Genomic DNA, 20,755 nt, shown 5'->3' on the forward strand with positions numbered 1-20,755 from the left:
GGGGATCATGACCCCGTCACGGCCACTGCTCCGCTTCCTCGCCGGGCCGGATGTGGCCACCCTGACCACACTGCGCCCCGACGGCACCCCGCACGTGACGGCCGTCCGCTTCACCTGGGACGCGGGCGCGTCCCTGGCCCGCGTGCTGACCGTCGCCGGCGCCCGCAAGACCCGCAACCTCACGGCCGACCCGCACGCGGCCCTCTGCCAGGTGGACGGCTTCCGCTGGGCCACGCTGGAGGGCGCCGCCACGGTGTCCGCCGACCGCGGGCGGGTGGCCGAGGCCGTCCGCCGCTACACCCTCCGCTACGGCTCGCCGCCGCCCGCCCCTCCGGGCCGGGTCGTCGTCGAGATCGCGGTGAGCCGCGTCACCACCCTCAACATCTGAACGGAACCCTCATGCCCGTACTGAACGTCCTCGACTCCACCATGTCCTACCGCGAGCTGGGCTCCGGCGCGCCGGTCGTCTTCCTGCACGGCAACCCCACCAGCTCCCACCTGTGGCGGAACGTCATGCCCGCCGCCGGGCCCGGCCGCCGCCTGGCCCCCGACCTCATCGGCATGGGCGAGTCCGGCAGACCGCCCGTCGACTACACCTTCGCCGACCACGCCCGCTACCTCGACGCCTGGTTCGACGCCCTGGAGCTCGACGACGTGCTGCTCGTGGGCCACGACTGGGGCGGCGCGCTCGCCTTCGACTGGGCCGCCCGCCATCCCGGCCGGGTGCGCGGCATCGCCTTCACCGAGGCCGTCGTCAAGCCCATGAGCTGGGAGGAGTTCCCGGAGGGCGGCCGGGAGCTGTTCCGGGCGATCAGGACCGAGGGCGTGGGCGAGTCCATGATCCTCGACGACAACGCCTTCCTGCGCGGCCTGCCCGCCACCATGGCCACCCCGCTGGCCGAGGAGGACCTGGAGGTCTACCTGCGGCCGTACCCGACGAGGGAGAGCCGGCTGCCGCTGCTGCGGTGGCCGCGGTCGATGCCGCTCGGCGGCGAGCCCGCGGACGTGGTGGCGAGGATGGAGGCGTTCGGGCGGTGGGCGGCCGACAGCCCCGAGGTGCCGAAGCTGCTGATCGGCTTCCGGCCCGGCCCGGGGTCGATGTGGACGCAGGAGACGGTGAAGTGGTGCGCCGCCACCATGGCCTCGCTGGAGGTGCGCGAGCACGACGAGGTGGCCGGGCACCACACTCCGGAGGACCATCCGCTGGTCATCGCGGCAGATCTGGCGTCGTGGTCGCCGGCCCTGACCCGCTGACGGCCGCGTCCCTCTACCATCGGAAGGCTGCCCACCGGTCCGAGGAGAACGAACGATGGTCCAGGACGTCGCCGTCCACGCTCTGATCAGCGCCTTCGCGGGCGAGAACGTCGAGGCCAGGTTCGTCGGCCCGACGACCGTCAGCGTCAGCCTGCCGGAGATCGGCGACGTCCCCGCCGACGTGACCACCTACACCGAGCACGCGGGCCTCCTGCCGCCGTCCGAGATCCCAGGGTTCGCCGCCGAGTTCGCGCGCGGGTTCGTCCAGGGGATGCGCCGCCACCACGCCGGGGCCCGGGCCCTCGCCGAGGCGTCCGCGGTCGACATCGAACGGCTGCTGGCCGAGGACTCCCTGCGGATCCGCCTCTACACCGAGCAGGCGCTCGCCGACCCGCCCGGCCTGCTCGCGGCCCTGGCGACCCGCCCGCTCGCGCCGGGCCTGGTCGAGACGGTGGTGATGGACCTGCCTGACTCCATCGTCCCGCTCAACCGCTCCGACCTCGGCCATCGCACCGAGAACGAGGTGTTCGGCGCCGCGCTGCGCGCCTCCATCCACCGGGAGCCGCACTACGTCGAGACCCAGCAGCTCTGGGGCGTGCCGATCACGCACATCGGGCAGACCCACCGCTACGTCGGCGCCCACGCGCACGTGCTCACCCGGCATCTGCGGCACGCCGGGCTGGGCGCCCTGGTGTCGTTCCCCGTCCCCGAGTACGTGCTGGTGCACGTCATCGGCGACGTGCACCTGGTCGCGGCCATGGAGACGATGCAGTCGCTCAGCCGTACACATGTCGAGCAGGGCGAGCACCCGCTCACCCCGCAGGTCTACTGGTGGCGGCCCGGCGCGCACGAGGACCTGCCCGAGGAGCAGGCGCTCGGCAGCGGGCTCGTCCCCGACCTGCGTCCCGTCGAGATCGAGGTGGACCACGAGGAGAGGAGCGTCACGCCGCGCACCGCCGCGGCCGAGGAGCTGCTGACCCTCTGGACCCACGACGTCTAGCCGGTCCGCGGTCCGTCACGCGCCGCGCAGCACGCGGTCGGCCTCCGCGACGAGGGCGGTCCTCCGGTACGGCTGCCAGGCCGTCCGCAGTTCGCGCAGCTCGCCGCGGACGCGGGCGGAGGCCACCAGCCGGACGTCCTCGCTCAGCCCGAGCACGGTCACCGCGGCCCGCTCGACGTCCCCGGCGCGCAGGAACGCGTGCGCCGCCCGCAGCCCGATGAGGGTGCGGGTGCGCCGCTCGACCGGGCGGCGGGCGTCCATGGAGGCGGCGAAGTGGCGGGCGGCCCCGGCGTGGTCGCCGAGCCTGGTCAGGGTCAGCCCGATCTGGTGCTCCAGCGACTCGCGCCGGTAGTTGCCGGTCCACTCCGACTCGGGGCGGGAGTCGGCGCGTTCGAGCTGCCTCTCGGTGCGGTGCAGCAGGTTCAGCGCGTCGTGGCGGGTGCCGGCGGCGGCGTGCGCCTCGGCGCGCATGCCGGTGACCCATGCCTGCGTACGCGGCGGGCCGTGGCCGCCGAGCGCGGAGGCGGCCGCCTCGGCCAGGGCCAGCGCCTCCTTGTCGTGGCCCAGCTCGGCGGCCTGCACGGCCATGCTGCGCAGGGCGGTCGCGCGTGACACGAGGTCGCCGGCCTCGTCGGCGAGCCGGACGGCGCTGATGTAGTAGCGCTGGGCCAGGGCGTTCGCGCCCGCGTCCATCGCCATGTACGCGGCCAGATAGCTCAGCTCGGCCGCCGCACCGAACAGGTCCGGGCGGCGGCGGCCGGACGTGCCGTGCAGCAGCGGCGTCACCTCCCGCGCCAGGTAGGCGGCCACGGCGGCGCGGGCGTGGCCGCCGCCGTACTGGTCGTCGAGGTCGGCGAAGCCCGCGGTCGCGGCGCGGATCCTGGTGACGTCGGCCGCGCCCGCCCTGGCCGGGGCCCGGCCGCCGGACGTGATCCGCGCGGCGGCCCCCGCGGCCACCCCGGCGGCGACCTCGGCCGCGACCTCCGCGGCGGCAGGGACGCGTGCCTTCGCCGCCAGGCCCGAGAGCGCGGCCAGCGTGAACGTGCCCGCCGTGAGCACCGCGCGCCGGTTCAGCAGGTCGTCCTCCCCCAGCGTGGCCAGGCGGGCCACGGGGTCGCCGTGCCAGGGGTCGTCGGGCGGCCCGGCGCCGGGGTCGGGCCAGCCGAGGTGCGCGGCGGTGAGGTCGGGACGGCCCAGCCGCCGCCGGAACGCCTCCAGCACCGCCGCCACCGCCTCCGGGCGCGGGACGGTGCCGGTCAGCCAGTGCCCGACGGCCGAGCGGTCGTAGTGGAGGGGGTCGCCGTTCACGGCGGCGGCCGCGTTGACGTGGCGGGCGAGGGCGGCGTGGGTCCAGGCGGCCTGCTCGATCAGCGCGGCCAGGGCCCGGTTGGCGACGGGGTGGGTGCGGCGGGGCGGCATCGCAGCTTCACATCGCTTCACATCCTGGTGCCCTCGACTCTGCGCTCCACGCAGAGCACCGTCAATAGTGCGGACCGTGACACAGCGGTCTGAAGGACGATTTATGGCGGGGGCGGCGACATGAGCGGAGAGCCGGAGAAACGATCGTCCCGTCGCATCGGCGCGGTCGTCGACAGAGACCGGGACCCCGGCGAGTGGACCCACCCCAGGGAGTGGGACCCCAAAGACCGGGATCCCCGCGAGCCGGACGCCGGCGAGTGGGACGCCGGCGTGGTGCAGCGGGACAGGCGTTCGGTCAAGGACGTCTGGGCGGCGCGGTGGGACGCGGAGGCCGTGCGGGACGAGGTGCTCGCCGGTCGGCCGCTGGTCGTCGTGGACCGGTGCACCAGCGCGCTGCGCACCGGCTACACCGGCCCGTCCGCCGTGGCGGCGCTGCGGCCCGCGCTCGCCATCGGCTGCTACGCGGCCTGGGACCCCGGCCTGGCGGACCTGGTCGTCGCCGCCGAGGACCGCACCCGCGTGCGCTCGGTGGCCGAGCGCCACGGCTGGCCGCGCCGGGTGCGCCACGAGGCCGCCCGGCACCTGCTCAAGCTGGACCGCCCGCCGGTCGTCGTCACCGGCGGCGCGGACGTCCGGCTCGCCGAGCTGGCCGGTCCCGGCGGCACGCCCGCCTCCATCGACCCCGGCGTACGGGGCACGCTGGAGTCCAAGCCGCTCCTCGACGACCTCCTGCGCGCCGCCGGGGTGCCGGCCGTGGCGCGGGTCCGCAGCGCGTACGTGGACCGGCTGCCGTCGCCCGCCGAGCTGCGGCGAGCGGTCGGGGCCGAGCGCGTGGTGGTGCAGGCGGGCGGGCCCGGCGGGAGCGGCACGGTGATCGTGTCCGGGGAGGGTGACATGGGCCGCGCGGCGCGGCTGCTCGGGCCGTACCGGGTAGCCGCGTACGTGGACGGCTGGCCGGTCGCGATCACCGTGCTCAGCGTCCCGGACGGCAGGGGCGGCGTCCAGGTGTACGCCGACCGGCCCGCGCACCTGACGACCTGCGTGGCCGAGCCGTCCCTCGGCCCCGTGAGCGCCGCCGGCGCCGACTGGTCGCGGCCCTGGCCGGCGCCCGCCGCCGCGCTGCTCATCGAGTGCGCGGAACGGGTGGCGCTCTGGGCCTGGCGCAGGTATGGGGCCGCCGGGATGTTCGGCGTGGACGCGCTCCTCACGCCGGACGAGCGGATCTACCTGACCGCGCTGCGGTGGCGGCGGCAGCGGCGCGACGAGGTGGAGGCGGTCAACCAGCAGGCGGCAGGGCTGCCGCCGTTCGTGCTGGGGCAGCTCGCGGTGATGCTCGGCCGGCCGGTGGGCTGGCTCGGCGACGCGGCGGAGTTCAACCAGCTCACGCTGCTGCGCGCCACCCAGCCGGGCGGGCCGTTCGCGGTGCGGCTGCGCCTGGCCGAGGGCCCGCCCGCGCGGATGGCGGGCGGGCAGGGCTCCGGCGTCTACCGGCTCGACCGGGACGGGCGGGCGCGCTGGGTGCGGCGCGCCGCGCATCCGTCGCAGGCCGGTAGCGACGACGGCGAGTTTCTGCTGGCCGACCTGCCGGGGCCCGACATCGCCTGCCACCCCGGGGCCGATCTGGGCACGCTGGAGGGGGTGACCGGGGGCGGGACGCGGCCGTTCCACGGGCCGGCGAGCGTGTCGCCGTTCACCCGGACGATCCTGTCGGCCGTGAGCGGGCTCCTCGTGCCCTGGTCGCGACCGTAGCGGCACGGATCCCGCAAGGCGCCCGTCAGGTCAGGGCGGCGAGCACCCGCTGCCGCAGCAGTGTGTACTGCTCACGGCAGCGCCGGGGACCCTCCGGCGGCCGCTGCTGGACGGTGCCACCGGAGACGACCTCATCGGGGCCGAACTGCTCGGCGGTGAGGTCGGTCTCGGTGCCGTCCGGCAGCCGGTTCCAGTAGTGGTAGGAGGTCCGGGCACCGTCGACGTGGACCTCGCCGAGGATGAGATCACCCCCGAGCAGGTCCTGCACCACCAGCGCCGTCGTCCCGCACTGGCCTCTCGCCGGGTTGTCCGGCCGCCACTCGTCGAGGCTCGCGGGATCGCAGGTGTCCGGCCCCCAGGCGGCGCGCAGCAGCGGCCGCAACTCGTCCACGTTCAGCATCCCGGAAGTCTCGCATTCGGGTACGACAGTTCCGTCGATACCGAGGTGAGATGAAGGAGCAGGACGATGCCGCGTACCTGGTTGACCGAACGGTTCGGGCTGGACGTGCCGCTGGTGGGAGCGCCGATGGCGGGAGCCGGCGACGGCAGGCTCGCGGCGGCCGTGTCGGCGGCGGGCGCGCTGGGCATGTTCGGGGTGCCGGCGAAAGCGCCGGGCTCGTGGGTGGCCGAGCAGGCCGCCGTCGCCGCAGGGAGCGGGCGGCCGTACGGGATCGGGCTGATGGCGTGGGCGCTGCCGGGCAATCCCGAGCAGCTCGACGCGGTGCTCGCCGCCCGTCCCGCGCTCGTCTCCGTCAGCTACGGCGACCTCGGCCCGTACGTCGAGCCGCTGCGCGGCGCGGGCATCACCGTCGCCGCCCAAGCGGGCACCACGGAGGAGGCGCTGGACGCCGAGCGCGCCGGCGTGGACGTCGTCGTGGCGCGCGGCGGCGAGGGCGGCGGGCACGGGCGCGACGAGGTGGCGACGCTGCCGTTGCTGCAGAGCGTCCTGGACGCGGTCGACGTTCCGGTGCTCGCGGCGGGCGGCATCGCGACGGCGCGCGGCCTCGCCGCCGTGCTGGCGGCGGGGGCCGAGGGCGGGTGGGCGGGGACGGCGTTCCTCGGCTGCGCCGAGACGGCCCTCTCCGGGCCTGCGCGGGCGCGGGTCCTGGCCGCCGGCGAGACGGGGACGGCGTACGGCCGGGTCTTCGACGTGGCCCAGCGGTTGGCCTGGCCGCCCGAGTACGGAGGTCGGGCCCTGCGCAACACCTTCTTCGACCGGTGGCACGGGAAGGAGGAGGAGCTGGGCGAGAACGAGGCGGCGCGGGACGAGCTGACGGCCGCGCGGCGGGACGGCGACTACGACGCCGCGTTCGTCTACGCCGGGCAAGCGGTCGGCCTGGTCCGGCACGAGCGCCCGGCCGCCGAGGTGGTGGCCGGGTTCGCGGCAGTGGACGAGCTGCTGTCCCGCTTCGCCCGACCCTGATGACCTCGGCCTGATGACCTCGGCCTGATGACCCCGGCACGGACATGCACGGCCCTGATGCCCCTGGCGCGGACGGCCCCGGCACGGCCCTGGCGCCGGTCCTGATGTCCTCGGGCCTCAGCTCAGTTCCAGGGCGGCGTCCAGGCGCAAGTAGGCGTCAACCCAGGTCCGCTCCGCCGCTTCGGCGGAGCCGGCGGCGCGTGCGGCGGCGAAGGCGGTGACGGCCGCGGCGACGCGGTGCAGGCCGAGGGCCGTCAGCCGGTGCGCGGCGGCGTCGAGCCGGGCGTCGTAGGTGGGCGGCAGGTGGGACAGGCCGTGGTGGGCGGCCTCGGCGAGCAGCGCGCGGGCGTGGGTCAGTGCGGCGGTCAGCGGCGGCTCTGGCTCGTCGTCCCATGTGGGTGTCAGCGTGCCGCCGGTGGCGGGCCGCAGGTCGGGGACGATCACGCGGCCGCCCGCCGCCAGCCCGATCGGTTCGATGACGACCCCGGCTCCGGCCCCGGCTCGTCCGACGATGCCGCTGACGAAGCTCAGCTCTCCCTCCTCGCCCGCGAGTACGGCGGCCAGCGCGTCGAGCCGGCCGGGCGCGGAGGCGGCGTGGGTGGCGCTGACCGTGGCGAGGTTGCCCGCCCGGTCGGCGATGACGGCATCGAGCCGCTGGTCGCCGGGCGCGTACGCGATGGACTCGACCGCCGCGACGGCGACGGCCCTGACGAGCTCGGCCTCGACACGCGGCCGGACGAGGCGGAGCGGGAGGGCGTCGAGCTCCCGGCCGAGCACCGCGAAATCCGTCACCTTCAGTGACGGCGGCAAGGCGTCCCAGTCGCCCCGCGACGAGCTGACGTCCGTACGGGAGACGCGCCCGGTGGCCAGCCGGACCGTACGGCTGGCGCTGCGTACGGCGGACTCGGTGACCACGCTGCCGGCGGCCAGCCCGGCCAGCGTGGACGTGGCGATCCGCCGCCGGGCCAGCGCGGCCCCGTCGTCGTCGCCCTCCCACTGGCGGCGCAGGACCAGCACCATGGCGGCGTCGGCGTGGGCGAGGTAGATCTCGGCGATCCGCCGGTCGCCGAACGCGCGGACCCGGCAGCCGAGGCCCTCCATCCGGGCCCGGCGCAGCGGGGTCTCGGCGGCCTCGGTGGTGCCGAGCACGCTGCTGCGCGGGGCGGCGTCCTGGCGGGTCGCGGCACGGCGGCGGGCGTGCAGTTCGGCGAGGTGCCCGGCGAGCAGTTCGGGGCGGTAGTGGGCGGCGCGGTCGCGGTAGGCGGCCAGTTGTTCGGCGAGGTCGCCGACGGCCAGCAGCGGCCAGCGCAGCCCGGCGGCGTCCAGGTGGCGCGTGACGTCGGCGACGGTCGCCTCCAGGCCCTGGCCGAGGTGCGCGGCGCCCTCGCGCAGGACCGTGCCGGCCAGTGCGAGGGCGCGTTCCAGCCCGGCCGCGGCCCCGGACCCGGACGCGGTCACGGCCTGCCCGCCGACATCGACGCGAGCGTCGGGAACGCCGGGGTGCAGCTCGTCGGCGACCCGGAACGCCCACACGGCCAGGGCGATGACGTCGTCGCGGCTGCCCGCGACGGCGTCGGTGTGGACGAACCCGAGGTCGCCGGGGACCAGGAAGCGCACGGTCGCGGTGGGCAGCTCGACCTGCGGCACCTGGTCGGCGGGGGTGGCCCGCCTGATCCGGGCGGTGTAGCCGGCCCGTTCGGCGCGGCGGGCGGCGCTCATCAGGCGGGCGCCGAGCCTGGCGGTGAGCTCGTCATCGGTGACCTGCCCCGGCGACCAGGCCCCCGGCTCCTCCCCCGGCCTGGCGAGCGTCCCGGCCGTCGTCCCCGGCGTTCCGGATGTCCCGAGCGTCTTCACCGTCCCGGAAGCCGCAGGGGTCGCGATTGTCCCATGCGTCGCGAGCGTTTCATGCGTAGCGGGCGCCGCGGAACCGGGCGCCGCGGAGGCGGGGGCCGCGGAGGCGGGGGCCGCGATGGCCGACGCCACGGAAGTAGCCTCCGGGGAGGCGAGGGTCGGGGAGTCCAGCGCTACGGCACCGAGCTCCGGAGAGGCAGGGGCCGGGGAGTCCAGCGCTGCGGGACCGGACTCCGGGGAGGCGGGGGTGGTGGGGAGGGTTTGGTAGGTGAGGATTACCGCGATCACGTGCCGGCACACCCCGATCGCGCCGCAGGTGCAGCGGGCCGCGTCGAGGCCGCCCGGCGGCAGGCTCGTGTCGGGCCCGCCGGGGAAGCCGCCGTGCACGGTGCCGTCGGCGTCGAGCCGCAGCTCCGGCGTGGCCTCCTTGGCGGCCCGCTTGACCAGGCCGCGGTTGGTGAGCGCGGCCAGGGAGTCGGTGGTGAGCGCGAGCAGGTCGGTCCTCATCGGCCCACGTGCTCCGCGACGAAGGACGCGAGCTCGCCGGGCGTCATGGCGCCCACGTGCGCTCCGGCGTCGGCCAGGCGCTGCCCGAGCTCCCGGTCGTAGGCGGGGTCGGCCTGTTCGTCGAGCGCGGCCAGGCACAGCACCTTGCTGCCCTGCTCGGCCAGGCCGCGTACGACCCGTACGAGCCGGTGCGGATCGCCGCCCTCGTAGAAGTCGGAGATGAGCACGACGATCGCCCGGCGCGGCTGCTCCACCAGGCCCGCCCCGTACGCCGCCGCGCGCGCGATGTCGGTGCCGCCGCCGAGCTGGACCTTCATCAGCAGCTCCACGGGATCGTCGACGTCGGAGGTGAGGTCCACCACGTCGGTGTCGAACGCGACGAGGTGGGTGCGTACGCCGGGCAGCCCCCACAGGCAGGCCGCGGTGACGGCCGAGTGGATGACCGACTCGACCATGGACCCGGACTGGTCGACGAGCAGGATCACCTGCCACGGCTGGAGGTGGCGGCGGGTCCGGGAGAAGAACAGGGGCGTCTCGATCACCAGCTTGCCGGTCTCCGGCTGGTAGCGGCCGAGGTTGGCGCGTACGGTCCGCACCACGTCGAAGTCGCGGGCCCGCCGCAGGCGCCCGGCCCGGCGCGCCCTGGCGCCGGTGAACGCGCTGCGGACCTCGGTCGCGAGCCGGTCCATGAGCTGCCCGACGACCCGTTCCACGATCCGCCTGGCCAGCCGCAGCACCTGCGGGTTCATCAGGTGCTTGGTGCGCAGCACCGCCTGGAGCAGGGCGGGGTTGGGCTCGATGCGGGCCAGCACGTCCGGGTCGGTGACGACGTCGTGGATCTCGTAGCGCTCGACGGCGTCGCGCTGCAGCCGTTCGACGGTCTCCTTGGGGAAGAGCCTGGCGATGTCGTCGAGCCAGCCGAACGTGGTCAGCGACGACGGCCCTGATCCGCCCTGCCGGCGTACGCCGCGCCTGCGGAGGTCCTCGTCGCGCCCGTAGAGCCAGTCGAGTGCGGCGTCGCGGGCCGCGGCCCGCGGGTCGAGCGGCTGCCCGCCGAGACAGGCGGCGCCCGGCTCGCCGAGCAGCAGCCGCCAGCGTTCGAGTGTGGGGTCGGCCATCAGGGGATCAGTCCTTCTCTGCGCAGTGCGGCGTCGGCCCGCTCGTCCAGCGCCATGCCTGCGGCCACCAGCTCCGGGGCCGCGTCCAGTCTCATCAGGTCCCAGGGGGACGTGCCGCCGCCCCGCAGCCCGGTCAGCCGGGTGGCGATGAGGTGGCGCTCGCGGGGCGGGAAGAAGCCGAACGCCTGGCGCAGCGCGGGCAGCGCCACCAGGAAGTCGTCGTCGGCCATCGCCGCGACCAGCTCGTCCAGCAGCTCCAGCACGCCGGCGGTGTGCAGCACCTCCTCGCGGGCGAGCGCGAACAGCCCGGCCAGCCAGTCGCCCGCCGTGGCGGGGACGAACGCGCCGCGTACCGCCCGCCCGGGGTCTCCTGCGGCGTGGCCCCGCAGCGTCCAGGCCAGGCCCAGCGCGGCTCCCCGCAGGTCGGGCGGCGCGTCCCGGCAGGCGGCGATCCGGTCGGCGACGCCGAGCGCCGCCTCCGTGTCCAGGCCGAGCGCCGATCCGGCGTGCCTGAGCGCGTCGCGGACGGCGGCCATGGCCTCGATCCGCCGCAGGTCGGCCGGCGCGGGCCCGCCGCGTACGCCTTCGGCCAGCCAGAGCGCCCGCTCCGCCGTGGCCCGTACGACGGCCCCGAGGGTGGCGCTGCCGCTGGTGCCGAACAGTTCGCCGTGGCGCCACATGGCGAGGACGACGGCGAGGGTGCGGCCCAGCGCGCCCAGGTCGGCCGCCCTGCCGACGGCCCGCGCCAGGTCGTCCAGCACCTGCCCGGTCAGCTCGCCGACGCCGCACAGCGCGGCGTCGAGCAGGACGCCGGCCAGCTCGTCCAGGTCGGCGCCGGGGACGCGCTCGGCGAGTACGGCCGCCGCCGCCTCCTGCGGGTCGACGCCGTACGCCCCGGCCTCGATGAGGGCGGGCAGGCGCTCGTCGGAGTCGGTCAGCTCCCACCGCTCGGTCAGCTCGGCGCCGCCCGCCGGGCTCGGCCCGGAGGTGCGCAGCACGCCGGGGACGCCCAGCACGCGCAGCCGGTGCAGCAGCCGGCTGCGCTCGCGGCCGGTCTCCTCGCCGAGGTCGAGGCGTTCCTCGCCGGGCTCGCCGAGGACCGCGAGGACCGCGTGGACCAGCGGCGGCAGCGGGGTGTCCCGGTGCAGCCGGCCCGTACGGTCGCCGCTGAGCGCGGCGATCATCTCGACGATGACCGGGTGCGCGCCGGCCTGGAGCGGGCCGCGGCTCGCCCAGGGCAAGGGCGTCTCGATCGCCTCACTGACGAGCGCGCCGGCCAGGCCGTCGAGCACGTCCACGCGGGCCGGGTGGCGGTGGCCGCGCATGAGCGCGAGCGCGTCGGCGGCGGCGCGGGCGGCGATCAGGTCGGCGGTCGAGACCTGCTGACGCCGGGCGCGCAGCCGGGCGACGACCGCCTCGACGAGCAGCCGGCCGGCCCCGGCGGCGCCGTGCTCCCACAGGTGCTGGTAGTAGCCGGGCGACGGCATGCCCGCCTGGTAGCCGTCGAAGGCGTCGAGCCGCCGGAACGAGTACGGCACGAGGTAGCTGCGGGCCGTCGCGCCGTCCGGCGGCCGGGGCACCTCCGGCCAGCTCCGGTCCCCGTCCTCGGCGAGCCGGATCAGCGCCGGGCGGTGGAAGCCGCCGGTGACCACGACCACCGGCCGCCCGTCCGCGTGTGCGGCGGCGGCCCTGACCCAGTGGGCCATGTACGCCTCGCGGGCGGTGTCGTCCGGCCCCGCCTCGGTGTCGCCGCGCAGCAGGTCGAAGTAGACGGCCAGGCGTTCGGCCAGCCCGTCGGCCGGCTCGATCTCGAACAGGTGGTCCCACAGCGCGTCGGCGTCGTCCACGGCGAAGTCACGGCACAGCCGGGCGGTGGCCTCGCCGTAGCGGGCCTCGGCGTCGGCGTACCGGTTGCGTACGCCGGCCAGCGCGGGATGCCAGGCGGGCAGGTCGATGAAGCGCAGCTCGGCGCCGGCGGCGCGGCCCGCGTTCAGCGCCGTCCACTCCGGTGAGTGGTCGCAGAACGGCGTCCACGAGCCGTGCCGGCGGCCGGGGTCGCGGTAGCCGGTGTGGACCGCGATCGGCGGCTCGTGGCCCAGCAGCAGCTCGTCCATCCGGTCGTTCATGTCCGCCGGGCCCTCGACCAGCACGTACGCGGGCCGTACGGCGGCGACGATGTCGGCGGCCAGCCGGGCGCAGGCGGGGCTGTGGTGCCGCACGCCGAGGAAGGTGACCGTCATCGTCAGCCCGGCAGGAGGTGACGGGCGTCGTACAGGGCCTTCCACTGGGCGCCGTGCCGCCGCCGCTCCAGGTAGCGGCGGAGTTTCGCCAGGTCCTCCGGGCTGTCCTTGGCGGCGGTGCCGGCCAGGCAGGCGACCAGGTCGGCGGCGGTGCCCGGCTCGCCGCGCAGGAACCAGCCGCGCAGCCCGACAGCGTGGGCGACCGAGACGGCCTCGGCGGTGCTCATCACGCCGGACAGCCGGTCGGTGACGTCGCCGCGCGCGTTCTGACCCTCGCGCAGCTCGCGGAAGGTGGTGACGAGCACCTCCAGCACGTCGCGGCGCGGCGGCGCGGTGACGCCGGAGCGCCGCAGCAGCGCGGTGGCCTCTGACTCCACCAGCAGCAGCTCGGTGTCGAAGTCGGCGATGGGGAAGACGGTCTCGAAGGTGAAGCGGCGCTTGAGCGCGGCGCTCATCTCGTTGACGCCGCGGTCGCGGGTGTTGGCGGTGGCGATGACGGTGAACCCCTCCTGGGCGAACACCATCGATTCGGGGCCGGTCAGCTCCGGGACGGCGAGCACCCGGTCCGACAGCGGCGACAGCAGGCAGTCCTGCACCTCCAGAGGGCAGCGGGTGATCTCCTCGAACCGCACCACCTTGCCCTCGGCCATGCCGCGCAGCAGCGGCGCGGCCACCAGCGACCGGGTGGACGGCCCCTCGGCGACCAGCAGCGCGTAGTTCCACGAGTATTTGATCTGGTCCTCGGTGGTGGCCGCGCCGCCCTGGACGGTGAGCGTGGAGGTGCCGCTCACGGCGGCGGCGAGCAGCTCCGACAGCAGCGACTTGGCGGTGCCCGGCTCCCCCACCAGCATCAGCCCGCGCTGGGTGGCGAGCGCGACCAGGGACCGGTCGATGAGCGAGGCGTCGCCCACGAACTTGCGGCTGACGCCAAGGGCGTCGTCGCCGAGGATGAAGCGCCGGGCGGCCCGCAGGCTGAGCGCCCAGCCGGGCGGCCGGTCGTCGGCGTCGTGCTCGCGCAGCCGGGCCAGCTCGTCGGCGTGGCGGACCTCGGCGGGGGGCCGCTGTGCGCGCTCGCTCATCGGGTGATCTCCCTCAGGTCGCGCAGGATCTCGGAGGCGGTGATCGGGTCGAGGCCGTCGACGCTGACGCCCATGAGCGTCTGCGTCTCGTTCATGTCGATCCAGCCGATCGCGACGCCCGGGTCGAGGCCGGCGGCGACGGTGCCGCCGCCGGGGACGTCCCGCTCGATCCAGCCCTGCCAGCCGGCGTCCTGGGGGTCGCCCCGCCGCCAGCCGCGCCGTTCCAGGCTGAGCACCGCGTGGGTGGGGATCTTGGCCCCGCAGATCTCGGCCAGCAGCGCCTCGTCGGCCGTGTAAGTCTCCCTGCCGAGTTGCGGGAACGGCTGCAGGATCTCGTAGTCGGCGAACACCTCCGCCCAGGCTGCCACCTCCTCCCCCAGCTCCAGCGGGTGCGCCACGCCGACGACGGCGTCGCCGGGCAGCGTCAGCGGATCGTCGGCGGCGTCGGCGAAGGTGCGGTCCTCGGCCACGCGCAGGGCGCCGACGAGCCGGCCGGAGGAGTCGTAGCGGCCCCACACGAGGCGGCGGACGATGTGCCAGAGCAGCGGATGGCCGACGAGCAGCCGCTCGAAGTCGGTGGCGCTCCAGCGGCGCCGGTCGACCATGGCCCGCTCCAGGCGGCGGATGGTGTCGGCGGCGACGGCGCGCACGTCCTTCTTCAGCCCGGCGAAGCGCCGGTGGGCGGCGGGCGCGAGCTCGGGGTCGTCGTTGACGCCCGGTTTGGGGAGGTTCTTCAGTCGCTTGCCCGCGGCGTCGGTGACGTACGGCTTGAGCTGCTCGTCGAAGCCGACGACGAACCGCCTGCGGCCGTAGTCGAGGGTGAGGCTGCCGTCGGCCGACAGCCCGAAGGAGGGCACCAGCCGGTCGGCCAGCTCCTGCGGGGTGAGGCCGAGCTCGGCGGCGACCTCGTCCATCTTCTGGCGGGCCCGCTTCTTCAACCCGCCGAACTTCACCTTCTCCGCGATGCCGTGCAGGTGCATCAGCGCGACCTCGGAACCGATGCCGGCCAGCAGGTCCAGGCCCGCGACGGCACGGGCGTGCCCGTTCTCGCCGGGCCAGGTCCTGATCAGCGGGGCCAGCCGGCGTACGGTCTCGTCGTCGCCGACCAGCGCCTGCGCGTCCATGATCCAGCTCTCCTTGGCGGGGTGACCGGCCGCCTGCCAGCGCTGGAACAGCGCCCAGCCGAAGTCCGCGAGGCTGCGGGCGTCGCACGCCTGCCGGACCGCGTCGAGACCGGGGTACGGCTCGCCGGGCCGGGAGATCGCCAGCATGGTGGTGACGTGGCGGGCCGCCTCGGCGGGCAGGGCGCCGGCGTCGCCGCGGAGCCGGATCGGGCTGAGGACCGCGACGTCCGCCCATTCGGGCAGAACGGGCATCTTGGCGGGCAGCGCGTCGAGCGGGTCGGCCGCGAGCAGGTCGCCGATCGCGGCCTCGGCGGCGGGGCCGTAGCCGGCGGCGGCCCGCGCGACGGCGTCGCGGTGGCCGCCCGTGACCAGTGCCGTGAGCGCCCGTTCGGCCTGCCGGCGGGCCGCGCCCGGCTTGCCGAGCGCGGCGGGGACGAGCGCCCTGGCGGCCGCGTCGGGATGGCGGGACAGCCAGGCCAGCGCGGTGGCGCGGACGGACTTCAGCCGCGCCAGCCAGTCGGCCATGAGGACGGCGATCTCCGGTGCGGCGAACGGGAGCAGCGACGGACCGGCGCCGCTCGGGGTGTGCCGGGCGGTGTCCAGCAGCAGGGGCAGCGCCGCCAGCTCGAACCTGGCGGCCACCCCGGGCAGCCAGTCGGCCGTGCCCCAGTGCCAGTGACCGCCGAGCCGCCAGGTGGAGAGCAGCGGTGCGGCCAGCTCCTCGGGCCCGGCGATGAACAGCGCGACCACGTCGCTCCAGTCGTACCGCCCGCGGCCGTCGGCGATGTCCTTCCAGGTGCGGCCGTAGACCCGGCCCCAGTGGTCGGGCGGGGCGGCGAGCCAGGCGTCCCGCTCCCCCGGCCCCCACGTCACGGAGGGCTCGTCCTGGCAGGTCAGGCCGCTCACCACGACCGGCTTGCGCACCGTGCGCGGACGCGTCCACGGCGGGCTGACCAGCACCTCGGGCAGGGCCTCCGCCGGCGCGACGGCGACGGGCGGGGCCGAGGCGATCCTGCCGATCCGCTGGGCGGCGGCCTCACCGAGCGCCGGGACCACCTCGGGCACCAGGTCGGGGTGGGTCGCCACGTGGACGCGCAGCAGCCCGTCCACGGTCTTGCCGTGCGACGCGGCGAGCAGGCGCATCGCCCGGCGCGGGAAGCGGGCCGCCGCGCGCAGGAACGCGGGCTGAGCATACCTGTCGTCGATGCGGTCGAGGATGGCCCGCATGGCCGCGTCGCCCGGCAGCTCGGCGAGCACCTCCAGCAGCCGGCGCTCGCCCGCGGAGTCGTAGGACTGGCCGAGCCAGCCGGTCAGCAGCGGCACGGCCGCCAGGCCCAGGCCGTCGACGAGCGTGGCGGGCAGCGCCAGGGAGTGCGTCACGCTGGAGCCGTGCACGTGGCCGGCGATGAGCGCGGCCTGCTCCGGCGTGCCGACCGCGGCGAGCAGCCGGGCGGAGAGCTCCGGGTTGACGTGGCTCACCTCGGCGCAGTCGGCCTCGACCCAGCCGGTCTCGGTCGGCGCGAGGAAGGAGGCGGCCACCCGGTGGTGCAGCCCGCCGTCACGGGACGCGGCCAGCGCCGCGACGGCCTCGGCGTACGTGGCGTCCGGCGCGGCGGCGAGGGCGGCGCGGACCCGCGCGGCGGCCTCCATCCGCTTCCAGGCGGTCCAGTGGCTGGGGGAGCTCGCGTCGTCCAGCCGCCGGACCGTCCAGACGCCCTTGCTGTGGATCATGTCCAGGCAGGCGTGCTCGGCCACGGCCGCCGCCGCGAACACCGGGCCTGGTCCGGCCAGCCAGGCGTCGGCGAGCAGTGACTGCCAGGTCTGGTCGTCAGAGGCGTGGAAAGTCATCAGCTCGGCGACCACCGCCGCGCCGAGGGGCGTGGCCGGGGACTCCCCCTCGACGCAGGCGAGGCCGGCCGCGCGCGGCTCGGGGTCGGGGCACGCCGCCAGCGCGTCGAGAAGCTGCTGCCGGTGGCCGTCCAGCGTCGCGGCGAGCCGGCCGGGCGCGGCGGGATCGGGCCCCTTCACCGCCACCTCGACGCCGCCCCGCCGCGGGCAGAGCGCGCGCAGCCAGGCCGCCGGCATGGTCAGCCGGTCCTCGTCGCCCTCGTGTGCGGTCATGCCGATACCTCCACGCTGTGCCGGTCTTCTTGATCGTCAGCGGTGAGTATGGCGAGACCGACCGACAAACCGGCGGCCGTCGTGGCGTCAGGGGGCGGCGGGGAGGATCCCCGCCAGGTAGGCGGCCAGTTCCGCCGGTCGCGACAGCATCGCCATGTGGCCGCCGGGCATCTCGTCAGGGGTGAGGCCGAGCCGTTCCTTGACGTGGCGGCGGACGAAGTCCGGGGTGAAGAGCCGGTCGTCGCGGCAGAGCAGGTATCTCGTCGGCACGTCCGGCCAGGCGGGCAGGGGCCAGGGCTCGGCGCACGCCCGGTCCATGTTCATGTGGGCGGCGAGCGCGCCGTCGTGGTCCAGCACCTGGCGGGCCAGATCACGGGGGACGTCGTGGAAGTAGAGCTCGTGCTCGTCGTCGATGTCGGACGGGGGCCGCCCGCTGCGTTCCCACCAGTCCCCCGGCGGCTCGTCAGGGGCCGGGATCATGGCGGTCACCAGGACGAGCGCGGCGGCCGGCACGCGTGCGCAGACGAGCGGGGCGACGAAGCCGCCCCAGGAGTGGGCCACCACCACGAGCGGCCCGCGCCCGGCGACCGCACGGACGACGGTGTCGGCGTAGTCCCAGAGGCCCGCCCCGGGGTCGGACGTCGGCAGGTCCACCGCGACCGGGTCGTGGCCGCGGGCGCGCAGCTCGGCCTCGACCAGGTGCCAGTCGAAGGCGCTACCGCCGCCGCCGTGGATGAGCGCGTAAGTCGTCATGCCGGTGGAGACCGGTGGCGGCGCGGAAACTCATCGGACGGGCGCCCGCTACGGGACGGTCTCGGCGGGCCTGCCGTAGGTGACGGAGCGGCGTACGGGCTCGGGAGCCGCGGCGCGCAGGGCGGCGTCGGGCCGCGCGCCGAGCGCGTCGTTCACCGTGGAGAACGCCAGCCGTAACGCGACGAACGCCGTCATCGCGAAGATCTGCCCGTCGCCGAACCCGGCCGCCCGCAGCTCCTCGACGTCCTCCGGGCGGGTGGCGTTGGGGTCGCGGGCCACCTTGCGCGCCCACGCGGCCATCGCCCGCTCGGGCTCCTCCAGCCCGGCGTCGTCGCCGCGCAGCAGCCCCGCCGCCGTCTCGGCCCCGGCGACCGCCGCCAGCCTGGTCCCCCAGGCCAGCGAGCAGTAGGAGTCACCGATCGTGGAGGCGCACGCGGTGACCAGCACGGCGCGTTGCCGCAGCGTCAGCCCACCGGCCGCGGCCACCTCGCCGATCAGGCCGAACAGCCTGTCCTGCGCCGCCGGCTGGTGGGCCCACAGCCGGGACAGGTTCATCACGTATCCGTTGTCGGCCAGGTCCTCGTCGTAGAGCCGCTGGGCCGCCTCGCCGAGCTCGGGCTCGGGAAGGAAGTTGCTCATGCCACCGCCAGTGCCGCGTCGGGCCGGACACTCCGTCCGGCCCTTCAGCATGCCCGCTTCCCGCGCGCCGGCACAGGCCCACTATGCGCCGGCGTCCCCGCGCAGGGAGGCGGCGAAGCGGCGGCCCGGCTCCGGGTCGACGCCGAAGCGCGCGGCGTAACGCTCGTGCGTCTCCTCCCAGCCCTTGTGGGCCTCCTCCTCGGTGACGGTCCGGCCCGACAGGTAGGGCTCCAGCCGCGACAGGTAGGCGTCCCACCCGCTCGCGGTCTGCGCCGCGAGGCCGAGGTCGTCGATGACGTGCACGAAGACCAGGCGGCAGCCGTCGCCGTCGGCGGTCAGGTCGAAGCTGTACGGCTGGCCGGCGTACGTCCAGGCCAGGCGGCGGGGCGGATCGACCTCGGTCACCTCGACGGTCGCGCCGCCGGCGTCGAAGGTCTCGCCGACCGCCGGCGTCCAGTCGACGGCCGCGGGGAACCAGGCCCGCAGCTCGTCCGGCACGCTGACGGCCCGCCACACGCGCTCGACGGGGAAGGCGAGCACGCGCTCGAAGCGCAGCGCCGGGCGTCCGCCGATGGTCTCCAGGGTGCCGTCGGTCATGGGTTGTCCTCCAGGTGTCGTTCCAGGGCGTCGAGACGCTGGGACCAGAGCATCCGGTAGGGCTCCAGCCACTCCGCGACCTCGGCGAGAGGTTCGGGGCGCAGCGAGTAGACGCGTTGCTTGCCGTGCGTGCGCACGGCGACGAGCCCGGCCTCGCGGAGCACCTTGAGGTGCTTGGACACGCCGGGCTGGCTGAGGTCGAGATGTTCCACCAGCTCGCCGGCGGGCCGCTCACCGGTGCGGAGCAGGTCGAGTATCCGCCTGCGATGCGGCTCCGCCAGGGCTGCGTAGGCGCTCATGCCGTTCATATTGCCATACGGCTATATGAAGGGCAATCCGGCGGGGGCGCGCGGCCCCCGCCGGCCCTCGCTACTGGAGAATCTTCACGTCGTCGACGGCCGCCTCCACCAGGCTCGCGGTCGAGGCGTCTGCCGCCTCGACGAGCACCCGTACGGTCTGGCCCGCGAACGCGGACACGTCGACGGTCGCGACCGCCCATGCGCCGTCACGGTCGCTGGCCGCGCCGAGCTGCTGGAACACGGTGCTCGTCGTGCTTCCGACCACCTTGACCCGCAGGTAGTCGGCGCTGGAGGAGTTGCTGCCGTGCGCGAGATACCAGGAGAACGACAGCTTCGGCGCCCCGGCCGGCAGCGTGATCGGCGGCGACTGGATCGACGTCAGGCCCCCGTCCACGTCGTGGTCGCCGGCCGACGCTCCGGCCAGCCTGCCGGTGACCAGGTCGTTGACGCCGCTGACCGTGGTGCCGAGCTGCTTGGCGCCGCTGGAGGTGGTGGCCTCCGGGTCTCCCCGCTCCCACAGGCCGCTCGTGGCGGTGCCGGCCACGGTCGTCCAGCCCCGGTCGGTCTCGAAGTCGTCCGACCAGACCACGGTGGGCGGCACGGCGGTGCCGAGGGTCCAGACCGCGTACGCGATCGCGTCGGCGTTGCGGTCGAGCGCGGTGTCGCTGATGTTGGCCGTCGTGTCGCAGGAGCGGTGGTAGCACGGGTCGAAGGCCTGACCCGCCGTGCCGCCCCACAGCTGCGCCTGGGCGCTGCTCTTGATGCCCTCCGCGCCGGTGAAGGTGCCGCCGGCCGGGATGCCCTGGGAGATGAACGGGCCGTAGTCCGAGCGGCCGTCGAAGTCGGTGCCGCGCGTGGGCACGCCGATCGAGGTGAAGTAGTCCTGCAGGACCCGTTCGAGCTGGGCGGAGCCGGCCGGGCCTGGGCCGGAGCCGACCCCGTCGGAGTTGTCGCCGTCGTAGATGAAGTAGCCGGCGTTGGGCGAGCCGACCATGTCGAAGTTGAGGTACCCCTTGATCTTGGCGCGTTCGGTCGCGGCCAGGTTGGTGACGTAGAACTGCGAGCCGCGCAGTCCCAGCTCCTCGGCGCCCCACCAGGCGAAGCGCAGGTGCTTGGTGGGCTGGAGCGCCTGCCGGGAGACCTCCAGCGCGGTCTCCAGGATCGCGGCGCTGCCGGAGCCGTTGTCGTTGATGCCGGGACCCGCCGTCACGCTGTCGAGGTGGGCGCCGATCATGAGGACGTCGTTCGCGTCGCCGCCGGGCCAGTCGGCGATCACGTTGTAGCCGGTGGCGCCGTTGTAGGTGAAGGACTGGAGGGTGGTGGTGAACCCGGCGGCGTCGAGGCGGCCTTTGACGTAGTTGGCCGAGGCGAGGTAGCCGGGCCGGCCGTGGGCGCGGTTGCCGCCGTTGGCGGTGGCGATGCTCTGTAACTGGGTCAGGTGCGCTTTGACGCCGGCCAGCGGGATGTCGGGCACGGCGAGCGCCGCCGAGGCCGGCGCGGGCGCGACGGTGAGGGCGCCGGCCAAGGCCAGGGTCACGGTGGTGAGTGCGGCGAGCAGACGTGATCTCATGCCATTCCTCTG

Annotated in this window: 17 protein-coding genes; 5 read left to right on the forward strand and 12 right to left on the reverse strand. The window is 75.6% G+C overall.

What is annotated here, in order from left to right; translation table 11 throughout:
- Positions 1-7 precede the first annotated feature (7 nt).
- Genes BMW85_RS25125 through BMW85_RS25135 form a run of 3 tightly spaced genes read left to right on the forward strand, consistent with a single transcriptional unit; the run spans position 8 to position 2,254 of the window.
- Positions 8-388, forward strand: coding sequence for a pyridoxamine 5'-phosphate oxidase family protein (locus tag BMW85_RS25125; protein ID WP_091085841.1), 381 nt, complete (start codon positions 8-10; stop codon positions 386-388).
- Between the two features lie 11 nt (positions 389-399).
- A complete protein-coding gene (locus BMW85_RS25130) occupies positions 400-1,254 on the forward strand; it encodes a haloalkane dehalogenase (RefSeq protein ID WP_091085843.1) in 855 nt (284 codons plus the stop codon).
- A gap of 55 nt (positions 1,255-1,309) precedes the next feature.
- On the forward strand, positions 1,310-2,254 hold the full coding sequence (locus BMW85_RS25135; RefSeq protein ID WP_091085846.1) for a hypothetical protein: 945 nt from the start codon (positions 1,310-1,312) through the stop codon (positions 2,252-2,254).
- Between the two features lie 15 nt (positions 2,255-2,269).
- Here BMW85_RS25135 and BMW85_RS25140 read toward each other — a convergent pair whose 3' ends face one another.
- A complete protein-coding gene (locus tag BMW85_RS25140) occupies positions 2,270-3,673 on the reverse strand; it encodes an NsdA family TPR-like regulatory protein (protein ID WP_218155919.1) in 1,404 nt (467 codons plus the stop codon).
- Positions 3,674-3,793: 120 nt separating this feature from the next.
- On the opposite strand from BMW85_RS25140, the gene BMW85_RS25145 reads away from it, so the two are divergent.
- On the forward strand, positions 3,794-5,422 hold the full coding sequence (locus BMW85_RS25145; protein ID WP_091085848.1) for a hypothetical protein: 1,629 nt from the start codon (positions 3,794-3,796) through the stop codon (positions 5,420-5,422).
- A 25-nt stretch (positions 5,423-5,447) separates the two neighbouring features.
- On the opposite strand, the gene BMW85_RS25150 is transcribed toward BMW85_RS25145, so the two are convergent.
- Positions 5,448-5,822, reverse strand: a complete 375-nt coding sequence (locus tag BMW85_RS25150) for a YunG family protein (RefSeq protein WP_091085849.1) — start codon at positions 5,820-5,822, stop codon at positions 5,448-5,450.
- A 66-nt stretch (positions 5,823-5,888) separates the two neighbouring features.
- On the opposite strand from BMW85_RS25150, the gene BMW85_RS25155 reads away from it, so the two are divergent.
- On the forward strand, positions 5,889-6,845 hold the full coding sequence (locus BMW85_RS25155) for an NAD(P)H-dependent flavin oxidoreductase (RefSeq protein ID WP_091085850.1): 957 nt from the start codon (positions 5,889-5,891) through the stop codon (positions 6,843-6,845).
- Positions 6,846-6,962: 117 nt separating this feature from the next.
- On the opposite strand, the gene BMW85_RS25160 is transcribed toward BMW85_RS25155, so the two are convergent.
- From BMW85_RS25160 to BMW85_RS25205, 10 genes are all read right to left on the reverse strand, one after another.
- Positions 6,963-9,203: a YehQ family protein gene (locus BMW85_RS25160; RefSeq protein ID WP_091085853.1), complete on the reverse strand. Its 2,241-nt coding sequence runs from the start codon at positions 9,201-9,203 to the stop codon at positions 6,963-6,965.
- A complete protein-coding gene (locus tag BMW85_RS25165) occupies positions 9,200-10,321 on the reverse strand; it encodes a VWA domain-containing protein (protein WP_091085854.1) in 1,122 nt (373 codons plus the stop codon). The genes BMW85_RS25160 and BMW85_RS25165 overlap by 4 nt, the downstream gene beginning before the upstream one ends.
- Entirely contained in the window at positions 10,321-12,561 is a 2,241-nt protein-coding gene (locus BMW85_RS25170; protein ID WP_091085856.1) for a DUF5682 family protein, read from the reverse strand. The genes BMW85_RS25165 and BMW85_RS25170 overlap by 1 nt, the downstream gene beginning before the upstream one ends.
- Positions 12,562-12,563: 2 nt before the next feature.
- Positions 12,564-13,640: an ATP-binding protein gene (locus BMW85_RS25175; RefSeq protein ID WP_091085858.1), complete on the reverse strand. Its 1,077-nt coding sequence runs from the start codon at positions 13,638-13,640 to the stop codon at positions 12,564-12,566.
- A complete protein-coding gene (locus tag BMW85_RS25180; protein ID WP_091085860.1) occupies positions 13,637-16,885 on the reverse strand; it encodes a DUF4132 domain-containing protein in 3,249 nt (1,082 codons plus the stop codon). The genes BMW85_RS25175 and BMW85_RS25180 overlap by 4 nt, the downstream gene beginning before the upstream one ends.
- An 87-nt stretch (positions 16,886-16,972) precedes the next feature.
- Positions 16,973-17,638 (reverse strand): alpha/beta fold hydrolase, encoded by a 666-nt coding sequence (locus tag BMW85_RS25185; protein ID WP_091085861.1) that lies wholly within the window; start codon positions 17,636-17,638, stop codon positions 16,973-16,975.
- 48 nt (positions 17,639-17,686) lie between these two features.
- Positions 17,687-18,277, reverse strand: coding sequence for a carboxymuconolactone decarboxylase family protein (locus BMW85_RS25190; protein ID WP_091085863.1), 591 nt, complete (start codon positions 18,275-18,277; stop codon positions 17,687-17,689).
- Between the two features lie 81 nt (positions 18,278-18,358).
- The gene (locus BMW85_RS25195; protein WP_091085865.1) at positions 18,359-18,874 is read right to left on the reverse strand and encodes an SRPBCC domain-containing protein; all 516 of its coding nucleotides are present in this window, start codon (positions 18,872-18,874) and stop codon (positions 18,359-18,361) included.
- Entirely contained in the window at positions 18,871-19,173 is a 303-nt protein-coding gene (locus BMW85_RS25200) for an ArsR/SmtB family transcription factor (protein WP_091085867.1), read from the reverse strand. Before BMW85_RS25200 ends, BMW85_RS25195 begins: the two co-directional genes overlap by 4 nt.
- A 70-nt stretch (positions 19,174-19,243) precedes the next feature.
- Positions 19,244-20,743 (reverse strand): M28 family peptidase, encoded by a 1,500-nt coding sequence (locus tag BMW85_RS25205; RefSeq protein ID WP_091085869.1) that lies wholly within the window; start codon positions 20,741-20,743, stop codon positions 19,244-19,246.
- Positions 20,744-20,755 lie beyond the last annotated feature (12 nt).

The sequence above is a fragment of the Nonomuraea wenchangensis genome, assembly GCF_900111685.1.
Classification (GTDB): Bacteria; Actinomycetota; Actinomycetes; order Streptosporangiales; family Streptosporangiaceae; genus Nonomuraea; species Nonomuraea wenchangensis.

What these genes read in the sequence shown, in the direction of transcription:
- BMW85_RS25200 (WP_091085867.1), bottom strand. Translation starts at nt 19,173, where the DNA reads ATGAGCGCCTACGCAGCCCTGGCGGAGCCGCATCGCAGGCGGATACTC.
- BMW85_RS25165 (WP_091085854.1), bottom strand. Translation starts at nt 10,321, where the DNA reads ATGGCCGACCCCACACTCGAACGCTGGCGGCTGCTGCTCGGCGAGCCG.
- BMW85_RS25180 (WP_091085860.1), bottom strand. Translation starts at nt 16,885, where the DNA reads ATGACCGCACACGAGGGCGACGAGGACCGGCTGACCATGCCGGCGGCC.
- BMW85_RS25170 (WP_091085856.1), bottom strand. Translation starts at nt 12,561, where the DNA reads ATGACGGTCACCTTCCTCGGCGTGCGGCACCACAGCCCCGCCTGCGCC.
- BMW85_RS25135 (WP_091085846.1), top strand. Translation starts at nt 1,310, where the DNA reads ATGGTCCAGGACGTCGCCGTCCACGCTCTGATCAGCGCCTTCGCGGGC.
- BMW85_RS25190 (WP_091085863.1), bottom strand. Translation starts at nt 18,277, where the DNA reads ATGAGCAACTTCCTTCCCGAGCCCGAGCTCGGCGAGGCGGCCCAGCGG.
- BMW85_RS25185 (WP_091085861.1), bottom strand. Translation starts at nt 17,638, where the DNA reads ATGACGACTTACGCGCTCATCCACGGCGGCGGCGGTAGCGCCTTCGAC.
- BMW85_RS25130 (WP_091085843.1), top strand. Translation starts at nt 400, where the DNA reads ATGCCCGTACTGAACGTCCTCGACTCCACCATGTCCTACCGCGAGCTG.
- BMW85_RS25175 (WP_091085858.1), bottom strand. Translation starts at nt 13,640, where the DNA reads ATGAGCGAGCGCGCACAGCGGCCCCCCGCCGAGGTCCGCCACGCCGAC.
- BMW85_RS25150 (WP_091085849.1), bottom strand. Translation starts at nt 5,822, where the DNA reads ATGCTGAACGTGGACGAGTTGCGGCCGCTGCTGCGCGCCGCCTGGGGG.
- BMW85_RS25125 (WP_091085841.1), top strand. Translation starts at nt 8, where the DNA reads ATGACCCCGTCACGGCCACTGCTCCGCTTCCTCGCCGGGCCGGATGTG.
- BMW85_RS25205 (WP_091085869.1), bottom strand. Translation starts at nt 20,743, where the DNA reads ATGAGATCACGTCTGCTCGCCGCACTCACCACCGTGACCCTGGCCTTG.
- BMW85_RS25160 (WP_091085853.1), bottom strand. Translation starts at nt 9,203, where the DNA reads ATGAGGACCGACCTGCTCGCGCTCACCACCGACTCCCTGGCCGCGCTC.
- BMW85_RS25145 (WP_091085848.1), top strand. Translation starts at nt 3,794, where the DNA reads ATGAGCGGAGAGCCGGAGAAACGATCGTCCCGTCGCATCGGCGCGGTC.
- BMW85_RS25140 (WP_218155919.1), bottom strand. Translation starts at nt 3,673, where the DNA reads ATGCCGCCCCGCCGCACCCACCCCGTCGCCAACCGGGCCCTGGCCGCG.
- BMW85_RS25155 (WP_091085850.1), top strand. Translation starts at nt 5,889, where the DNA reads ATGCCGCGTACCTGGTTGACCGAACGGTTCGGGCTGGACGTGCCGCTG.
- BMW85_RS25195 (WP_091085865.1), bottom strand. Translation starts at nt 18,874, where the DNA reads ATGACCGACGGCACCCTGGAGACCATCGGCGGACGCCCGGCGCTGCGC.